The organism is Levilactobacillus senmaizukei DSM 21775 = NBRC 103853, from assembly GCF_001592085.1.
Lineage (GTDB): Bacteria > Bacillota > Bacilli > Lactobacillales > Lactobacillaceae > Levilactobacillus > Levilactobacillus senmaizukei.
In genome coordinates this window covers 12,418-29,814 of record NZ_BCWD01000019.1, presented here as the reverse complement: position 1 = coordinate 29,814, position 17,397 = coordinate 12,418, and the positions used below count along the sequence as shown (strand labels likewise).

At 50.5% G+C, this 17,397-nt stretch carries 16 protein-coding genes; 14 read left to right on the top strand and 2 right to left on the bottom strand.

Features of this window, described 5'->3' with window-relative positions:
- Window positions 1-7: 7 nt before the first annotated feature.
- Entirely contained in the window at window positions 8-679 is a 672-nt protein-coding gene (locus LSE01S_RS07845) for a S4 domain-containing protein (protein WP_061777086.1), read from the top strand.
- A 43-nt stretch (window positions 680-722) separates the two neighbouring features.
- Here LSE01S_RS07845 and LSE01S_RS07840 read toward each other — a convergent pair whose 3' ends face one another.
- Window positions 723-1,550: an NAD(P)H-hydrate dehydratase gene (locus tag LSE01S_RS07840; RefSeq protein WP_061777085.1), complete on the bottom strand. Its 828-nt coding sequence runs from the start codon at window positions 1,548-1,550 to the stop codon at window positions 723-725.
- Window positions 1,551-1,689: 139 nt separating this feature from the next.
- Between LSE01S_RS07840 and pepV the strand changes: the two genes are divergently transcribed.
- Together pepV and LSE01S_RS07830 are read left to right on the top strand one after the other, a co-directional pair.
- On the top strand, window positions 1,690-3,096 hold the full coding sequence (gene pepV, locus LSE01S_RS07835) for a dipeptidase PepV (RefSeq protein WP_061777084.1): 1,407 nt from the start codon (window positions 1,690-1,692) through the stop codon (window positions 3,094-3,096).
- Window positions 3,097-3,128: 32 nt separating this feature from the next.
- Window positions 3,129-3,632 (top strand): universal stress protein, encoded by a 504-nt coding sequence (locus LSE01S_RS07830; protein WP_061777083.1) that lies wholly within the window; start codon window positions 3,129-3,131, stop codon window positions 3,630-3,632.
- Window positions 3,633-3,678: 46 nt separating this feature from the next.
- Here the strand turns inward: LSE01S_RS07830 and LSE01S_RS07825 are convergent, their stop codons facing one another.
- A complete protein-coding gene (locus tag LSE01S_RS07825) occupies window positions 3,679-4,005 on the bottom strand; it encodes a hypothetical protein (RefSeq protein ID WP_061777082.1) in 327 nt (108 codons plus the stop codon).
- A 174-nt stretch (window positions 4,006-4,179) separates the two neighbouring features.
- Between LSE01S_RS07825 and LSE01S_RS07820 the strand changes: the two genes are divergently transcribed.
- From LSE01S_RS07820 to LSE01S_RS07770, 11 genes are all read left to right on the top strand, one after another.
- Window positions 4,180-4,512 (top strand): thioredoxin family protein, encoded by a 333-nt coding sequence (locus LSE01S_RS07820; RefSeq protein ID WP_061777081.1) that lies wholly within the window; start codon window positions 4,180-4,182, stop codon window positions 4,510-4,512.
- 23 nt (window positions 4,513-4,535) lie between these two features.
- On the top strand, window positions 4,536-5,171 hold the full coding sequence (ytpR, locus tag LSE01S_RS07815) for a YtpR family tRNA-binding protein (protein WP_061777080.1): 636 nt from the start codon (window positions 4,536-4,538) through the stop codon (window positions 5,169-5,171).
- 192 nt (window positions 5,172-5,363) lie between these two features.
- On the top strand, window positions 5,364-7,976 hold the full coding sequence (locus tag LSE01S_RS07810) for a DNA translocase FtsK (RefSeq protein ID WP_061777079.1): 2,613 nt from the start codon (window positions 5,364-5,366) through the stop codon (window positions 7,974-7,976).
- 141 nt (window positions 7,977-8,117) lie between these two features.
- The gene (murC, locus tag LSE01S_RS07805) at window positions 8,118-9,449 is read left to right on the top strand and encodes a UDP-N-acetylmuramate--L-alanine ligase (RefSeq protein WP_061777078.1); all 1,332 of its coding nucleotides are present in this window, start codon (window positions 8,118-8,120) and stop codon (window positions 9,447-9,449) included.
- A gap of 189 nt (window positions 9,450-9,638) precedes the next feature.
- The gene (gene pnuC / locus LSE01S_RS07800; protein WP_061777077.1) at window positions 9,639-10,361 is read left to right on the top strand and encodes a nicotinamide riboside transporter PnuC; all 723 of its coding nucleotides are present in this window, start codon (window positions 9,639-9,641) and stop codon (window positions 10,359-10,361) included.
- A gap of 156 nt (window positions 10,362-10,517) precedes the next feature.
- The gene (locus LSE01S_RS07795; RefSeq protein WP_061777076.1) at window positions 10,518-11,219 is read left to right on the top strand and encodes a Bax inhibitor-1/YccA family protein; all 702 of its coding nucleotides are present in this window, start codon (window positions 10,518-10,520) and stop codon (window positions 11,217-11,219) included.
- 141 nt (window positions 11,220-11,360) lie between these two features.
- On the top strand, window positions 11,361-14,021 hold the full coding sequence (polA, locus tag LSE01S_RS07790) for a DNA polymerase I (protein WP_061777075.1): 2,661 nt from the start codon (window positions 11,361-11,363) through the stop codon (window positions 14,019-14,021).
- A 21-nt stretch (window positions 14,022-14,042) separates the two neighbouring features.
- Entirely contained in the window at window positions 14,043-14,903 is an 861-nt protein-coding gene (gene mutM / locus LSE01S_RS07785) for a bifunctional DNA-formamidopyrimidine glycosylase/DNA-(apurinic or apyrimidinic site) lyase (RefSeq protein WP_061777074.1), read from the top strand.
- The gene (gene coaE, locus LSE01S_RS07780; RefSeq protein WP_061777073.1) at window positions 14,896-15,513 is read left to right on the top strand and encodes a dephospho-CoA kinase; all 618 of its coding nucleotides are present in this window, start codon (window positions 14,896-14,898) and stop codon (window positions 15,511-15,513) included. Before mutM ends, coaE begins: the two co-directional genes overlap by 8 nt.
- Window positions 15,514-15,524: 11 nt before the next feature.
- Window positions 15,525-16,022: a transcriptional regulator NrdR gene (gene nrdR / locus LSE01S_RS07775; protein ID WP_061777072.1), complete on the top strand. Its 498-nt coding sequence runs from the start codon at window positions 15,525-15,527 to the stop codon at window positions 16,020-16,022.
- A 3-nt stretch (window positions 16,023-16,025) separates the two neighbouring features.
- Window positions 16,026-17,396 (top strand): replication initiation and membrane attachment family protein, encoded by a 1,371-nt coding sequence (locus tag LSE01S_RS07770; RefSeq protein ID WP_061777071.1) that lies wholly within the window; start codon window positions 16,026-16,028, stop codon window positions 17,394-17,396.
- The last annotated feature ends 1 nt before the right edge of the window (window position 17,397 follow it).

Below are 17,397 nucleotides of genomic sequence, written 5' to 3'. Positions count from 1 at the left end.
GGCTGTTATGACGATCGAACGGTATTTGACGGAGCATCAGCAAGGGACACCACGGCAAATCTTTCGCTTGCTGCGACAGGGGCGTGTGACCGTTAACCAGCAAGTGGTGGACTCCCCGTTATTGAAGTTAACGGATGCCGATCAGGTTGCTATCGATGGCCTTGCTGTGACCGGCCGCAACCCGCAGTACCTTTTATTCAATAAGCCGGCTGGTATGCTAACGAGCTTTGCGCCCGATGCGCAACCGGGACTTGGCAGTCTGCTGAACACATTGGATCGGTCGCGGCCATTAGAGGCATTTGATGATTTACTACGTGAGCAGTCAGGACTAGTCTTAGCGAGTGACGATCAGCCGTTTGTCGCCGATATTGCCAGTCAAGATTGGTTAAGCCACCTCCAGGTTCAGGTTAAGGGTGAGGCGATATCTGCTAGCTTGCCGAATTGGCAACGCGTTGACCGGACGTACGACCGCCTCCGTGATGTGACGACTATCACGGGGTGGACGACGGTCGAGAATCCGTTAAGCACCGTCCCTAATCAGGTGGGTGCTGTGGCTCGTATTGGTTTAGGTCCCATTGGTTTGCCAATTGACTTAGCCATTGGCACCTATCGAGGGTTATTTGCATCTGAGATTGAAGAACTCGAAAAACAACTCGATCTCGCCGACGAAGGTGAATAAATGTAAAGTAAAAGGCCAAGATTTTTCTTGGCCTTTTTTGTCGTTATTTTTCGGAGTGCGTTTTCATAAATCGTGGAATTTCGGTGATGATTTGGTGGGGTAAGACGACGTATTGCGTGGTAGCCAGTTCTTCGGCGATGGCACTATGGGTGTAGACGGCGGCTAAAACAGCCTGGGACTCATCCGCAAATTGCGCAACGAAACCGCCGACCATGCCGGCCAGGGTGTCACCCATGCCACCCGTCGCTTGTGCTGGGGTACCTAGTGGATTGCGATAGGACCCGGTGGCCGTGTAGATTTCGGTATGGTGCGACTTTAGCACGACAATTCCAGGGAGGCGATCGACGATCTGACGGTTTCGGTCGGGCGTTTGGTCGGCGATGGCAATGCCGCTGAGCCGTTGCCACTCCATCTGATGCGGGGTAAAAATCAGATGGGCCTTGGGTAAGGTTACCTGATCTGTGGCGATCAAAGTGATCGCGGACCCATCGATGACCACGCGCTGGTCTGGGCAGATGTTTTTGAAAGCCGTGATTAGGACGGTTCGTGAGTGATCAGTCGTCCCGAGACCGGGACCAATGACAACGGTGTCAGCTGCGGTAATCAAGCTCGCCATCAGATTAGTGTCCGTGATATCCGCAAACATCGCTTCGGGCACGCGATCATGTAGGCTAGTTTGATTGCTTTGGGCCGTGACAGTCGTTACCAGTCCGGCACCAGAGTAAATTGCAGCAGCACTGGCCATGATGATGGCGCCGCCAAAGTTGTCGTTGCCACCAATCAAAACAACTCGGCCGTAAGTGCCCTTATGACTATTGGCCGGACGTTTTCGAATTGTTTGTGGCAGGATAGCAGCTGTTAATGTTTCCATAATGCAAAACCTCCTTGCGATCAATTTCAGTATAGCATGTTCACAAGGGAAAATCGGCTTACAATTAGCGAGGGATATGCTAAAATTGACCTTAGTAATTCCGGACGACCGGTCCGAATAAGTTGAAGGAGGTCCAATCATGGCAATTGATTGGCAAAAGCTTGCTCAAGAGTATCGTAAAGATTATTTGGCAGATTTAACAACGTTGGTGGGAATTGACAGCTCACGGGATGATAGTTTGGCAACGGACGATTTTCCCTTAGGACCTGGCCCAGCCAAAGCGCTCAACGCTTTCTTAGGATTGGCGGAACGCGATGGCTTCAAGACCAAGAATCTTGATAACCTCGTTGGTTACGTGGAATATGGTGAAGGCGACGAGACATTGGCCATTCTAGGCCACGCCGATGTGATGCCTGCCGGTAAGGGTTGGCATACCGATCCCTTCACGTTGACCGCTAAGGACGGTAAATTATTCGGTCGGGGAACTTCTGACGACAAGGGGCCCTCATTAGCGGCCTATTACGGCTTAAAGATGATGAAGGACCAAGGGATCCAGCCCAAGATCAAGATTCGTTTCATCATTGGAACCGATGAAGAAAGCAATTGGACGGGAATGAATCATTACATGGACGTCGAACCAGCCCCAACCTTTGGCTTTTCACCCGACGCTGAGTTCCCTTTGATTAACGGTGAAAAGGGGAATGTGACGTTCTTAAGCCATTTTGGTGGAACGAATGGCGGCGACTTAACGTTGCATGAATTTGATGCCGGCTTGCGAGAAAACATGGTGCCACGGGATGCAGAAGCCGTGGTTGAAGCAGGTGACAACGAACAACTGGCTAGTGATTTCACTGCCTTCTTGGATGAAGCACCCGTTACCGGGGATGTCGACGTGACGGATAGCGGTTTGCGGTTCCACGTGATTGGCAAGGCCGCCCATGGGATGGAGCCTAAGAATGGGATTAACGCCGGGACTTACTTGGCCACCTTCCTGACGGGCTACGCCTTTGGTGGGGATGCCGCTAATTTCCTGAGCTTCTTAGCCAAGGATCTCCACGATGACTCCCGTGCCAACAAATTGGGCATTGCGCACACCGATCCTGTCATGGGTGATTTGACCATGAACGTTGGGGTAATGACCTTTAACGCCGGGGACAAAGGCTTGGTTAACACGAACTTCCGTTACCCAACGGGAACTGGCGCCGACCAAATCAAGGCCGGACTGGCCAAGGCCACGGCCACGGCCGACATGAAGGTCACCTTGGAGCAAGGTCGAGAAATGGTGCCACACTACGTGGACCCAGATGATCCAATTGTGGCAACATTAATGAATGTTTACCGTGAACAAACCGGGGATACCACTGCGGAACCAGAAGTTGTCGGTGGTGGCACCTATGGTCGGTTGATGAAGCGTGGTGTAGCCTTTGGGGCCTTATTCCCAGGTACTGAAGACACCATGCACCAAGCCGATGAATTCCAGCCAGAAGCAGACTTACTGAAGGCCATGGCCATTTATGGCCAGGCTACCTATGATCTGACGAAATAGTCCGGGACACCTCGGACGAGAGGGTGGTCGAGATGATTCAAGAATATAAAAAAATTCTCGTGGGAGTTGATGGGTCACGGCAAGCCAAGCGCGCCTTGGATAAGGCGATCGCGGTAGCCGTACGCAACGAGGCTCAATTAATCATTGTGACGGTCATGAGCGGTGGCGACTATGTTGGCGTCGGAAGCAATACCCGGGTGGGCTTTGGTTATGTCGATCAGTCAGTGATGGATGATGTTCGCCAAGAGCTGACGGACGCCGTCGATGGTTATCGGAAACGGGCTGAAGATGCAGGCGTCAAAGAAGTTGTCACGTCGGTTTTCTACGGCCACGCCAAGGTGGACCTTGCCCGAACGCTACCCAAAGAGTTTTCCGCGGACCTGATCATGTTGGGATCGACTGGGGTTAACGTGGTTGAACGAATGCTGATGGGGTCGACTGCCAGCTTTGTGGTAGCCAATGCCGTCTGCGACGTTCTCATCGTTCGGACTGACGTTCATAACCAAGCGATCAGTTTAAAACATTTACCATCATAAAAAAACGGCTGGGACTTTGTCCCGGCCGTTTCGCATTTATATTGAATTAAAGACGATGAATATCGAGGACACTACCCGTATTAGCATCGGCGATGAATTGGTATTGGACCAATTGTTCATCTTCATAGCGGGTGATTCCACCGTAGTAAACTTGCGTTTTGACCGCAAACTTTTGAAAAGGCACGGCGTGTTTTTCAATCCAGGCGCCCTCAATCGGGGATTCTTGGCGGAACTGATGCTTAACCTGATTCAAAATCGTATCCGGGTCTAACCGTGAGAAACCACCAAGGAGCCGAGTGATGAAAATGCCCATGATCCCCCCGAGAACACCGGTGAGACTCAGTTGATACAATTGTCCGTTTTTAGCAGTCATGCTACCGCCTCCTTAAACAGTCTAGCTGGGCAATATCCCCATCACATCTATGGCTCTAGTATAGCAATGTTTGTCTGGAAGTTCCCGTAAAATGCCAAATTTGATGAAAATTCGTTAGACTCTGTTATAATGGTTCTTGTGTTCATTCAGACTTAGATAAAGGAGTGTATTCCCATGGAACAGTTACCTAAGATGTCAGCAACTGAGTTAAAAGATCAGGTCAAGGACGGTAAAACGATGCTATTCTTCACCGCAGATTGGTGCCCTGATTGCCGTTTCATCAAACCAGCTATGCCCGCCATTGAAGCGGAATATCCTGATTTTAAGTTCATGACGGTCGATCGTGATGAAAACATTGACCTAGCAGCCGAATTGAATGTCTTTGGCATTCCTAGTTTCATCGCCTATTCAGATGGTGAAGAAATTGGTCGGTTAGTAAACAAAGACCGGAAAACTAAGGCTGAAGTGGAAGAATTCATCAATTCTTTGACGACGAATGCCGACTAAAAATTGTTGAAGAGGGTTCAGACATGTTAATTGCTAGCTACAATCCCCAAGAACTGGGGGATGCACTAATTGTTATTTTGGCACAAGATACAGAGAAACAAGCGCATACTGTTCGGGATGGGATTGCCCGGATCTATGATCCAGCGACGGAAAAGACTTTGGGATATAATTTTCTTAAGGCTTCCGATATCCTACCAAACGTTGCGGGCCAGGGCCAGGTAACATTGTCGGCAGACGATGTGGCGGCCCTGAACCAAGCCTTAGAGGCCGCAGGTTTTGCCAGCGAACTTGAGGTGCCGAGCTCACCATTTGTCGTGGGTTATGTGAAGAGTGCCGAACCGCATCCAGATTCTGACCACATGTTTATTACCCAAACGGTCGTTGACGATGACCAAACGTTGCAAATTGTTTGTGGTTCGCCTAACATGCGGGAAGGTATTCGGGTCGTGGTTGCTAAACCAGGTGCCATGATGGCCGATGGTAAGATTATTTGGCCAGGTGTTCTACGTGGAGTTCCCAGTGCTGGCATGATCTGTACCGGTCGCGAGCTTGGTTTGGACAACGCGCCAACCAAGCCCGGCTGCTTGATTCTAGGCGATGACTTTGAAGTTGGGTCCGCCTTCGATTTTGACCGTGGCAATCAGCTTTTTAAAGCTTAAGAAATCATGTGAAAGTAGGTCAGCCCTTGTCGGCAGCCTACTTTTTTGTGTACAATAACCATGATGCCCATTTTGGGTAATAATTGACTTGTTAATAAAAAAGCTAACACGGGAATGAGCAAGTGGCCGCTAACACGGCGTCTCCTCCCAAGTAATGATACGGTGCTTAAGGACCGTCAAGGAGGAAGAATCATGGAACATTATGATGGGCCCGCCTTTTTCCGGAAATTTCCGGTGAAACCGAAGCCAGGGGAATTAGATGATTCGGCTGCAGACCGGGCAGAACGTCAGGTTCGACATCGGCAGCGTCGGCTTCGTCCTGAACATCCCGAAAAAAATGAACATAAACCGACGCCGGTGGCGCCATCGACGATCGATCAATCAACGACTAAAAAGCAGCCACAACCAACCGATATTGAACAGCCAACTGTGAGCCAGAGCTATCGGCCTTTTCAGGTCACCCAAGTGCCTAAGCAACTGCACTGGTCTCGACGTCATGCGGCGGCTCGGCAGCGCTATCAACGATTGATTAATGAATTGAAAAAGCCTGATGATAGCTTCTTTTTGTATGGGACAAATGAGGCAGATGAAACGGACGCCAATCGGGAGTCGACCAGTGTTGATGCTGATTTGACCTCAGTGGCACCTGTCGTTGAACCGCCGGTGATCGCCGGTGAGCCAAACGTTCAGGAACCTGATGAGAGACCAGCTGCTAAAGCGATCGCCTCGGCTACCGTTGAACCAAATGAGACCTCGGCCGTCGAGAATGCTGAGAAGCCTAGCCAGTCCGTTCAGGGGGCGGCCGACGCTAGTGAAGGAGCCAGTGACCAGTCTACTGGCAATCAAGCAGAAGATAAATATTTACCGGTTGGGACACCCACGAAACGAGCCGACCAGGATACCGAGTCGACCAGCTCGGATGCGGTTACGGTAAACGATTCAGGAGCCGATCTCGATGAGCCGGATGAAACGATTGCGGGCAGTCGTCCAAGTGAAGTGGCAGCGCTTCTGGAGCGTGTGAACGAAGCCGATGAGGATTTTGCCAGTTCACTCGCTAAGAAAGACGACTTAAATGCTGAGGATGTCACGGAGCCGATCATGCCGTCTAGTGCCGATGCTGCTGAACCCACGGCGGCAGAACCGGTTGAATCAGAGGCAGCGGATGCCGCGGAAACGGATGAGCCTGAGACTCAGGTTACGCCAACACCAGTGACTCGCAAGGCCAAGCCTAAACCGGCCAAGAGCCTCGGTCATTCATTGGGCGAGATCATGCAAGAAGAAGGCAACGATCAGCGCGATCTGGCCTTATTTGATCGGCCCACGCCGGCGGCTCCTGCCACTAATGAGGCAGCTGAACGGGGGTATCACTTCCCGGACGTGAATCTTTTACCCGATCCGGTGGTACCAGATGAAGCGGAACTTGACGAATGGATTGAGCATCAGGCAGAGGTCCTTGACGAAACGTTAGGGGCGTTTCATGTTGATGCCCATGTGACCGACTGGACGGTCGGGCCAACGGTGACTCAGTTTCAGATTAGTCTGGCTTTGGGTGTTAAAGTTAATAAGATCACCAACCTTACCGATGACCTAAAACTCGCGTTAGCGGCTAAGGATATTAGAATTGAAGCACCGATCCCCGGAAAATCCACCGTTGGGATTGAGATTCCCAACCGGAAGTCACGACCAGTCATGTTGGCAGAGATTTTGAATTCACCCGCCTTTCAAAAGAGTGAATCGCCATTGACCGTTGCCCTAGGGGTTGACTTGTTTGGCCAGCCACAGGTCACGGATTTACGGAAGATGCCGCATGGCTTAATTGCCGGAGCAACCGGTTCCGGGAAGAGTGTTTTCATCAACTCGTTGTTATTGTCCTTACTCTACAAGGCCACACCACAGCAAGTTAAGTTACTCTTAATTGACCCGAAGGCCGTTGAAATGGCGCCATATGATGGGTTACCTCATTTGCTTGCACCCGTGATCTCTGATCCTAAGGCTGCGGCTGCGGCACTGAAGTGGGTTGTGACTGAAATGGATCAACGCTATGAAAAGCTGGCGGCTGCCGGTGTGCGTAATGTTGAGCAATTTAATGACCGAGCGGATGCCAACGATGAACCAGGCTTGAAGATGCCGTACATCGTGATTATCATTGATGAACTCGCGGATTTGATGATGATGGCAGCTAGTGAAGTTCAAGATTATATTGTCCGGATTACTCAGAAGGCCCGAGCGGCCGGAATTCATTTGCTTGTGGCAACTCAACGGCCTAGTGTAGATATCGTGACCGGGACCATCAAGAATAATATTCCAACGCGGATTGCCTTCATGGTCTCTAGTCAGATTGATTCGCGAACAATTTTGGATACGGCGGGGGCCGAAAACCTGTTAGGGAAGGGTGATATGCTCTACCTAGGAAATGGGGCCAGTCAGCCATTACGGCTGCAAGGGGCCTTTGTCGAAAACGAAGTGGATGCCGTGACGGACTTTGTCCGGACTCAGGGAGAACCACAGTATGCTTTTGAGCCTCAAGGTCTCCTGCGTCGCGAGACGGCCGAGGAGAACCAAGATGAATTAATGCCCCGTGTATTAGCCTATGTCGCTCAGGAGGACACGGTTTCAACCTCTAAGTTACAACGAGTCTTTTCGATTGGCTATAATCGTGCGGCTAACCTGATTGATGATCTTGAACAACATCGTTATGTTTCGCCACAACGGGGGTCTAAGCCCCGGGAGGTTTATCTGAAACCAGAAGACCTCGATAAACAGTTACCAGAAGCACACGATCAAGGTGCGCCCTTCTCATCCTAGCTTGAATAGTCGTCATCCTCCATTATTCCGCCAGTGCTTTTATGGGCCTGGGGGTTATGCTAAAATGAGAGAGAACAGAGTCGCTCGCACGGTTGGGGGAGTGGGTTCCTCACCGAACAGAGTAGAAAAGAGGAACATTTGATGGATAACGCTACGGTGTATTATTTTGTCGGCATTAAAGGATCAGGGATGAGTGCCCTTGCCCTGATTTTACATGATAAAGGGTTTAAGGTTCAGGGGTCAGATATCAAACAATACACGTTCACCCAACGTGGGTTGGAACAGGCAGGCATCAAGGTGTTAGACTTTGATGAAGCTAATATTCATGAGGGGTTGACGGTGATTGCCGGCAACTCCTTCACGGATGACCATCCTGAAATTAAAAAGGCTCGGGCCATGGGCTTGCCCGTCTACCGATACCATGAATTCCTGGGCCACTTAATTGAGGGTTACACGAGTATTGGGGTTGCTGGTGCGCATGGGAAGACCAGTACGACTGGCCTGTTATCTCACGTCTTGAGTGGGGTTGCCCCAACGTCTTACCTGATTGGTGACGGTACTGGTAAGGGGACGCCTAATGCACGGTTCTTTGTCTACGAAGCTGACGAATACCGTCGTCACTTCTTGGCAACGAAGCCCGACTATGCCATCATGACCAACATTGACTTCGACCATCCGGATTACTATACCGGAATCGATGATGTTTACGATGCCTTCGAGACTTGGTCTAACCAGGTTAAGAAGGGGATCTTTGCCTGGGGTGACGATCCAGAGTTGCGGAAACTAAAGACCGACGTCCCCGTTTATTATTATGGGACTAACGATACGGATGATTTCCAAGCTAAGAACATCAAGCGTTCAACAACTGGGTCAACCTTTGATGTTTATCATGACGGTGAAGATCTCGGAAACTTTGAAATTCACTTGTACGGTGAACACAACGTGCTTAACAGCTTGGCCGTCATCGCTGTGGCCTACTTTGAAAAGGTTGACATGGATGAAATCAAACATGAATTGGCCGACTTCAAAGGGGTTAAGCGACGGTTTACGGAACGTAAGCTAGCCGACATGACCATCATTGATGACTACGCGCACCATCCATCCGAAATCAAAGCAACGTTGGATGCTGCGCGGCAAAAGTATCCGGACAAAGAAATTATTGCGGTATTCCAACCACATACTTTCAGCCGGACGATTGCTCTGATGGACGACTTTGCTAAGAGTCTGAACATGGCAGATAAGGTCTTCTTGACCGACATCTTCAGTTCAGCTCGTGAGACGCAAGGAAAGGTTTCCAGCAAGGATTTAGCTGCCAAGATTGCTAAGGGTGGCGAAATTCTGACGGTGGACAACATGTCGCCGTTATTGGACTTCCATGACGCTGTCGTGGTTTTCATGGGTGCTGGAGATGTTCAAAAGTACGAACGGGCTTACGAAGAACTCTTGAGTCATTTATCCTTGAAGGACAACTAAATTAAAGCTTAAATCGCCGGTTGCTCAGCAGAGTAGCCGGTTTTTTTGTCTAGACCACGAACATTCCTCGGATAGAGTAGTGAATCGACTTAGTTGCTTAGTTAGATATGAGTTGCACTCTCCCAGATAATCGGTAAGCTTGATAATCAAGGGATTTTAATCCCATTTACTTTAGGGGAGTGTTTGTAAGTGAATTCAGTAGAACAACATAATTGGTGGTATCGGCAATTATTTACAAATTGGAAACGGTTTGAGGTCATCTATGTGGCCATCCTAATTGCCTTGCAGGTTGGGGTCTATGCCATTGCACCAGACAGTCTTGTGGGGATGGTGTCTGGGGTTGCGGGGGTTATTTGTTTGATATACGGCATGAAGGGACGCAAGATTTCCTTCATTTTTGGATTTGTCCAATGTGTGGCAATGACCTATGTGGCTTGGATTAGTCACGCCTATGGGGCGTTTGCCATGGGGATTATCTATGTCATTTCACAACCCATTGGTTGGGTCATGTGGGGCCAAGATGAGGCCATCCATTCGCTCAAGAAGTCAACGCGTAACTTGGTCTTTCTGGGTTCCCTCATTGCTTGGGCCATTGGGTCGCTGATCCTGAGTCGCTTTCACAGTCAGCTGCCTTACTTCGATTCGATTAATCTCGTCATTAGTCTGATCGCTCAAGTGCTATATATCACGAAGTACAAGGAAAATTGGTCACTCTGGATTTTTGTCAATGCCGTCAACCTCGTCTACTGGGGAACGCTCAGTGTGCAATTTCTGAGTGGGGCCACGAACGTGGGGACCTTGGGAGCAAACTTGTCGCAAGTGGCGTTGCAAGCTGCCTTGCTCTTTAATGCGGCCTACGCCAACAAAGTTTGGGCCAGTGGTGAGGCCGATCATGAGGGTGGTGCCGAATAGCCGAGTGAGTTATTGACCGGGCTCCATCTGAAAATCAACACAGGTTACTTGTGTTTAGGCGCCATTTTGGTAGAATGGTTTCTAATAACCCCGATGGCCAGCTGGTGATTAAAACCACTGAGTCGGGAATTGATTTGACAAAGAAGGAGCGTTTCAATGAACAACTATGATCAGCAACCCCGGACAACCATCAACGCCGAGGTCGGGCTTAATGCCTTTCTAACCAGAATGTTTGGTTGGATGGCCGCGGCAGTCTTGATTTCCGCAGTGACATCATTTCTTATGATGAGTCAATTGAAAGTTGTTGCGCATTTAAGTGGCGGTAGTCTCTGGATTCCCTTGATTATCTGGGGCATTTTTCCCTTTATCATCAGCGGTCAATCCATGAAACGGCCCACCGCTGCTCTAATCGGACTCTTTGTGTATGCGGCAATTACCGGTGCGGTCATGTCGACCTACTCGCTGGTTTATTCACAACAGACCATGTTCGGGGCCTTTGTTGCGAGTGCCGCCGTCTTCGTTTCGATGGCTGCGTTCGGCTTGTTCACGAAGCGTGACTTGACTCGAGCGGGGACACAGGCAACTGCAGCCTTGATTGGGTTACTAGTGGCCCTGGTGATTAACCTCTTTCTGAGAAGCAACATGGTTATGATTGTCTTTTCCTTTATCGCCGTGATTATTTTCTCAGTGTTAACCGCCTGGGACACCCAGCGGATGCAGAACATGTATTTAAAGTATGGCGATCAGGTTTCTACAACCGGACTAGCTGTAAACGGGGCCTTACAATTGTACTTGGACTTCGTTAACCTATTCCTATACATGTTGCGGATCTTTGGCCTGTTTAGTGACAACGATTAATCTAGCCGTTAACAACAATAAAAGAAGGACTCGCCAAACGGTGGGTCCTTCTTTTATTGTTTCGGGTTTGCGGACTTTTTTGGTAGAATGGAACCAGAAATACTCGAGCCCAGTACAACTGTGACTCGAAAGGAGCGGAACATGGCGGAGAAACGATTATTATTAATTGACGGGAATAGTGTCACCTTTAAGGCCTTTTTCGCACTTTACACCGCCTTAGGTAAATTCACCAACAGTGATGGATTGCATACCAACGCGGTTTATGGTTTCAACACGATGTTGGAAACGATGTTAAACACGGTTAAACCAACCCATGCACTGGTTGCTTTTGATGCCGGGAAGACCACCTTTCGGACGAAAATGTATGATGACTATAAGGGGGGCCGGGCGAAGACGGCTCCGGAACTCGCCGAACAATTTCCTTATGTAAAAAAATTACTGGCGGCACGCGGCATTCAGACCTACGAACTGCCTAACTACGAAGCGGACGACATCATTGGCACGTTAGCCAAGCAGGCAGAGGAAGCCGGTTTTACCACCACGATTGTGACCGGTGACCGGGACCTGACTCAGCTGGCGGACGACCATACGACGGTCTCCATCTCGAAAAAAGGGGTTAGCGACATCGAGCACTATACCCCGGCTTACGTGGAGGAGAAGATGGGTGTGACTCCGCGGCAGATTATTGATATTAAAGGGCTGCAAGGCGATAATTCCGACAACTATCCGGGGGTTACCGGCGTTGGGCCCAAACGCGCCGTTGATCTGGTGGGCAAGTATGGCAGTATCGAGGGCATTTATGACCATATCGATGACATCACGGCCAAGAAGCTTAAGGAACACTTGGTGGCAGATCACGATCAGGCACTGTTAGCCAAGCAATTGGCGACAATCAAGCGGGATGCACCGGTAGAGAAGACACTCGACGAGTTAACCTACGCGGGTGATCAGACCGATGATCTGGTGGCTTTCTACCAACAAATGAATTTCCGGACGTTTCTCAGCAAGATGAGCGTTGATGGTGAGACACCAACCGCCACACCAGGCCTGAAGGCTATTAGTTACCACGAACTGACGACGGCTAGTTTAAGTCAGCTGCCGACCTTTGCAAATGGCTGTGAGTTCCATCTTGAGATGTTAGGTGACAATTATCACCTGGCTGACATGGCGGGATTCGTGATTGGCCATGCCGACCAGTGGTGGGTCAGTCGAGACGTGACGCTATTGACTCAGGCACCACTTAAAGGGCTTCTGGAGTCGCCTACAGTCGCCAAACAGGTCTTTGACGCCAAGCGGACGTATGTGGCCTTACATCGCTTAGGCATTACTTTAGCGGGGGTAGATTGCGACCTATTGCTGGGATCTTATTTATTAAATACTTATGATAACAGCAACGACTTGGGTCGAGTGGCCATGGAACATGGTTATGACCAGGTGGCTACCGATGAAGATGTTTATGGAAAGGGTGCGAAAGAAGCCATCCCGGACGATGATGGGGTCTTTTTCAAGCATCTGGCGCGTAAGGCGCGGGCCCTGGAAAGTCTGCGAACAACGATTTTCGACGGTCTCAAAGAACACGAGCAAACCCAGCTTTATCATGAGATTGAACTACCAATGGCTTTCGTTTTGGCTCGCATGGAAATCGCTGGGATTACGGTCCAGGCGAGTGAGTTAGAGGCCATGGGCAGTAAGTTTACCGAACAATTGGCTGAGATTGAGCAGACCATTTATCAAGAGGCGGGGGAAGAATTTAACATCGGATCGCCGAAGCAATTAGGGCATATTTTATTTGAGAAGATGGGTTTGCCGGTGATTAAGAAGACTAAGACGGGATACTCCACAGCGGTTGGCGTGTTGGAGAAGCTCGCGGCAGATGCGCCCATTGCCAAGAATATTCTGACCTACCGTAAGATTGCCAAGATTCAATCAACGTATGTTGAGGGCTTGCTGAAGGTGATTCATCCCGATGACCATAAGGTTCACACGCGTTACCTGCAAACGTTAACGCAGACGGGACGATTATCCTCGGTTGATCCTAACCTGCAAAACATCCCTGTCCGGACGGAAGAGGGGCGGGCGATTCGTAAGGCCTTCGTGCCACGACACCCGGGTTGGCAAATCTTCTCCTCTGACTATTCACAAATTGAACTGCGGGTGCTGGCCCATATGAGTCATGACGCCAATATGCAGGAGGCGTTCCGTGAGGGTGAAGACATTCACGCGGCGACCGCCCGGCGAATCTTCAAGATGGGACCGGATGAAGAGGTTACGCCCAACATTCGGCGTCAGGCGAAGGCTGTTAACTTCGGAATTGTTTATGGAATCAGTGACTTTGGCCTCTCACAAAATATCGGTATTTCTCGTAAGCAGGCCAAGAACTTTATCGACACCTACTTTGAAGAATATCCAGGGGTTAAGGCCTATACGGATCGCATGGTGCAACAAGCCCATGAGTTGGGGTATGTCGAGACCATTGCTCACCGACGGCGGTATTTACCGGACATTAACTCCCGGAACTTTAATCAACGGTCATTTGCCGAACGGACGGCGATGAATACGCCGATCCAGGGTAGCGCGGCGGATATTATCAAGATTGCCATGATTCACATGGAGGATGCTTTGAAGGATTTGCAAGCCACCATGCTCTTGCAGGTGCATGATGAGTTGATCTTCGAAGCGCCGGCAGAGGAGATCGAAACGTTGGCCAAATTGGTGCCAAGCGTGATGGATTCCGCTATCGATTTGGAGATCCCGCTTAAGGTTGAAAGTCACTATGGGCCGACCTGGTATGAGGCCAAGTAGAAGCAAAAGGAGTCGGTGAATATGCCAGAATTACCCGAAGTTGAAACGGTCCGGCGGGGCCTAACCCGCCTGGTTAAGGACGCTACGATTGATCATGTGGAGGTTCGTTACCCCAAGATGGTCACTCCTGATAGCGATGAGTTTACGGCGGAGTTGATTGGCCGTCACATTGATGCGATTGATCGGCGGGGGAAGTATTTACTATTCCGGTTCAGCGGTGGCGTTACGATGGTTTCGCACTTACGGATGGAAGGCAAATACGACGTGCAACCGGAAGGCAGCCCGGTCACGAAACATACTCACGTGATTTTTCATCTGACCGATGATCGTGAGTTACGGTACACCGATACCCGTAAGTTTGGGCGAATGCAGTTGGTGCCAACTGGTGAGGAGGATCGGTTGATGCCGTCGTTGGGAAAACTAGGACCAGAACCAACCGAGGACACCTTAACCCTGGATTACATGGTCACGATTTTTGGTAAATCGCATAAAGTGGTCAAGCCTTTTCTGTTGGATCAAACTAAGATAGCGGGTCTGGGCAATATTTATGTTGATGAGGTCCTATGGTTGTCGAAGATTAATCCCTTAACGCCGGCCGACGATCTGAGCCGTGAGCAGTTGATAACATTACGGAAAAATATCATCGAAGAGATTAAAATGGCTATTCATGGCCATGGCACCACGGTGCATTCGTTCTCGACGGCGTTTGGAGAGGCTGGTCAATTCCAGAATCACCTGCACGTTTACGGTCGCGAGGGGGAACCCTGCGAGCGTTGTGGAACGATCATCGAGAAAATCAAGGTGGCGCAACGGGGGACTCACTTCTGTCCCAAGTGTCAGCCGTTACCGGCAGCGGCCATCGAGGCACTTGGCAATGACTGAAGTTTGGGGATTAACCGGCGGCATTGCCACCGGTAAGTCGACCGTTAGCGGTTGGCTAAAGGAAGCGTGGATCCCCGTCATTGATGCGGATGCCATTGCTCACGAGATTTTGGCGCCAGGGACTCCCGGTCTGAAATCAGTGATCACAACTTTTGGCACCAAATACCTGCAAGGAACCGCACTCAACCGGCGCCTGCTTGGGCAGTCCGTCTTCAAAGACCCCACGGCGCTGAAACAGTTGGAGGCCATTACTACGCCATTAATCAAGGCGGAAATTATTCGCCAGTTGGCACAATATCGGCAGGACCGGCAACCATTGGTCGTGATTGATGCCCCGACTCTTTATGAGGTGGGGTATCTAGTCACGCTGGTCGATCACGTGGCGGTGGTGGCAACAACGGCCGCTGAGCAGTTGCACCGGTTGCGACGGCGTGATCAATTGTCTGCGGGAGATGCACAGCGGCGAATTAACAGTCAGTGGCCGATTGAGCGTAAGACCGCTCTGGCCACGCTGGTCATTGACAATGGGGGGACAATTGCCGAAACCCGGGCACAAGTGGTAAAATGGCTTGACATGACTAATTTGGGGCAACGGAACCCATTAAAATGAGGTGACCAAAAATGCAGTGTCCGCACTGTCATCATAACGGCTCACGGGTCGTCGATAGTCGACCGACCGACGATGGCCGAGTTATTCGGCGGCGGCGGGAGTGCGAAAGCTGCGGCTTTCGGTTTACGACGTTTGAGCGAGTCGAAGTAACACCGTTACTAGTAATTAAGAAAAACGGGACGCGAGAAGAGTTCAATCGTGAAAAAATTTTGCGGGGAATTATTCGTTCCGCAGAGAAGCGACCGGTGGGTATGGATGAAATGACCAACCTGGTCGATGAAGTTGAAAATAAAATTCGGGCATTAGGGGTCAACGAAATCTCGAGTCAATTGATTGGGGAATATGTGATGACCCGGCTGGCCGATGTGGACGAGATCGCCTACATTCGGTTTGCCAGTGTCTACAAGCAATTCAAGGATACCGGCGTTTTCTTTAATGAGTTAAAGGATATGCTAGATAAAGATAAGACTAAGGCACAGCAGGCCAAGCACCAGAGCGAGGGGAAATAGGTCATGGAGGATTCCTGGCACCAATTACAACCGAAGACGGGTTTTGTTGTGCGGTTGACGGACCGGTTAACTGACGAGAGTTGGCAAACGCTGACACAGCTCTATCAGCCCGTCATTGGACCGAGTGCCGCAGGGCTATTCTCGGCCCTTTTTTGGCTACCTAAACGGTCAACTTACAAACGCCACGCTACTTTATTGGCCCTATTGGGGATGGACCTGGCACACTTGTATGCTGCAAGAACTCGGCTGGAAGCGGCCGGACTCCTGACGACGATGGTTAAGACTACCGATGGCTTGACGAGCTTTGTCTATGAACTCCATGCGCCGCTATTACCCGTCGAATTCTTCAAGGATGATCTACTGAGTGTTCAACTACTTGGGGCCGTTGGCGAGACCTTCTATCAGATGTTAGTGGCAACTTGCACCCCGCAACCCGTGATTGCTCAGGATGAACAGGACATCACTAAGAATTTTCTCGAGGTCTTTCACGTCGATGGTCAGGAGTTAAGCGATTTGCCAGCGGCGATTACCACTGGTCGTGAGCAGTTGCCAGCCGCCAAGGCGGCGCCGGAAGTGACGGCGACCGATGACTTTGACTTCAAACTGTTGGGCGACATCTTGACCCACTCGTTCGTGGATACTCAGGCCTTAAGAGGCCAACGGCAACTGATTATGACCGAACACACCACCTATGGCATTGACGAGGTCACCATGGCCCGTTACATCGGGGAGGCCGTTGACTTAGCGACCAACCAGTTCGATGCCGAACAGTTTAAACGGGTGATTGCTAAAAGCTTTGGCCGACCAACCCCCGTGTCAGCCGAGCCGGCACCGGTGGCTAGCGCCACCAATGCAACCATTAAGGGCAATAGCGCAGAACAGGCCTTGGTAAAGGTTGCCAGTACCACGGCTCCGGCCGTCTTTCTGCAAGCGATTAAGCAAAAGAATGGCGGGTTTGTGACCGATGGTGAGCAACGTATTATCCGTGATCTGGTTAGTCGGCAGCTGTTTCCTTCGGTGGTCCTGAATCTCATGATTTATCATGTGTTGGTGGATGAAGATCGACCGACCCTGAACAAAAACCTGCTGGACACGATCGCGAATGATTGGTCCAAGGCTAACGTGAACTCGGCGGCGGCGGCCATCGATAAGATTCGTGAACGGCAGCGAACCGCTCGGCAACCCCGCCGGTCTTCCAAGCGCGGGGTAACGGTGAAGGAAACCTTGCCCGAATGGGCCAAGAAACCTAGCACACCGGCTAAGGGAACGAAGCCGGTTGAGCAGGCACCGAAGTTAAGTGCCGAGCAGCAGGCCAAATTGGCCGAACGAATTGCTAAATTAAAAGCGCGATCAAACACCGGAAAGGAGGACTAAC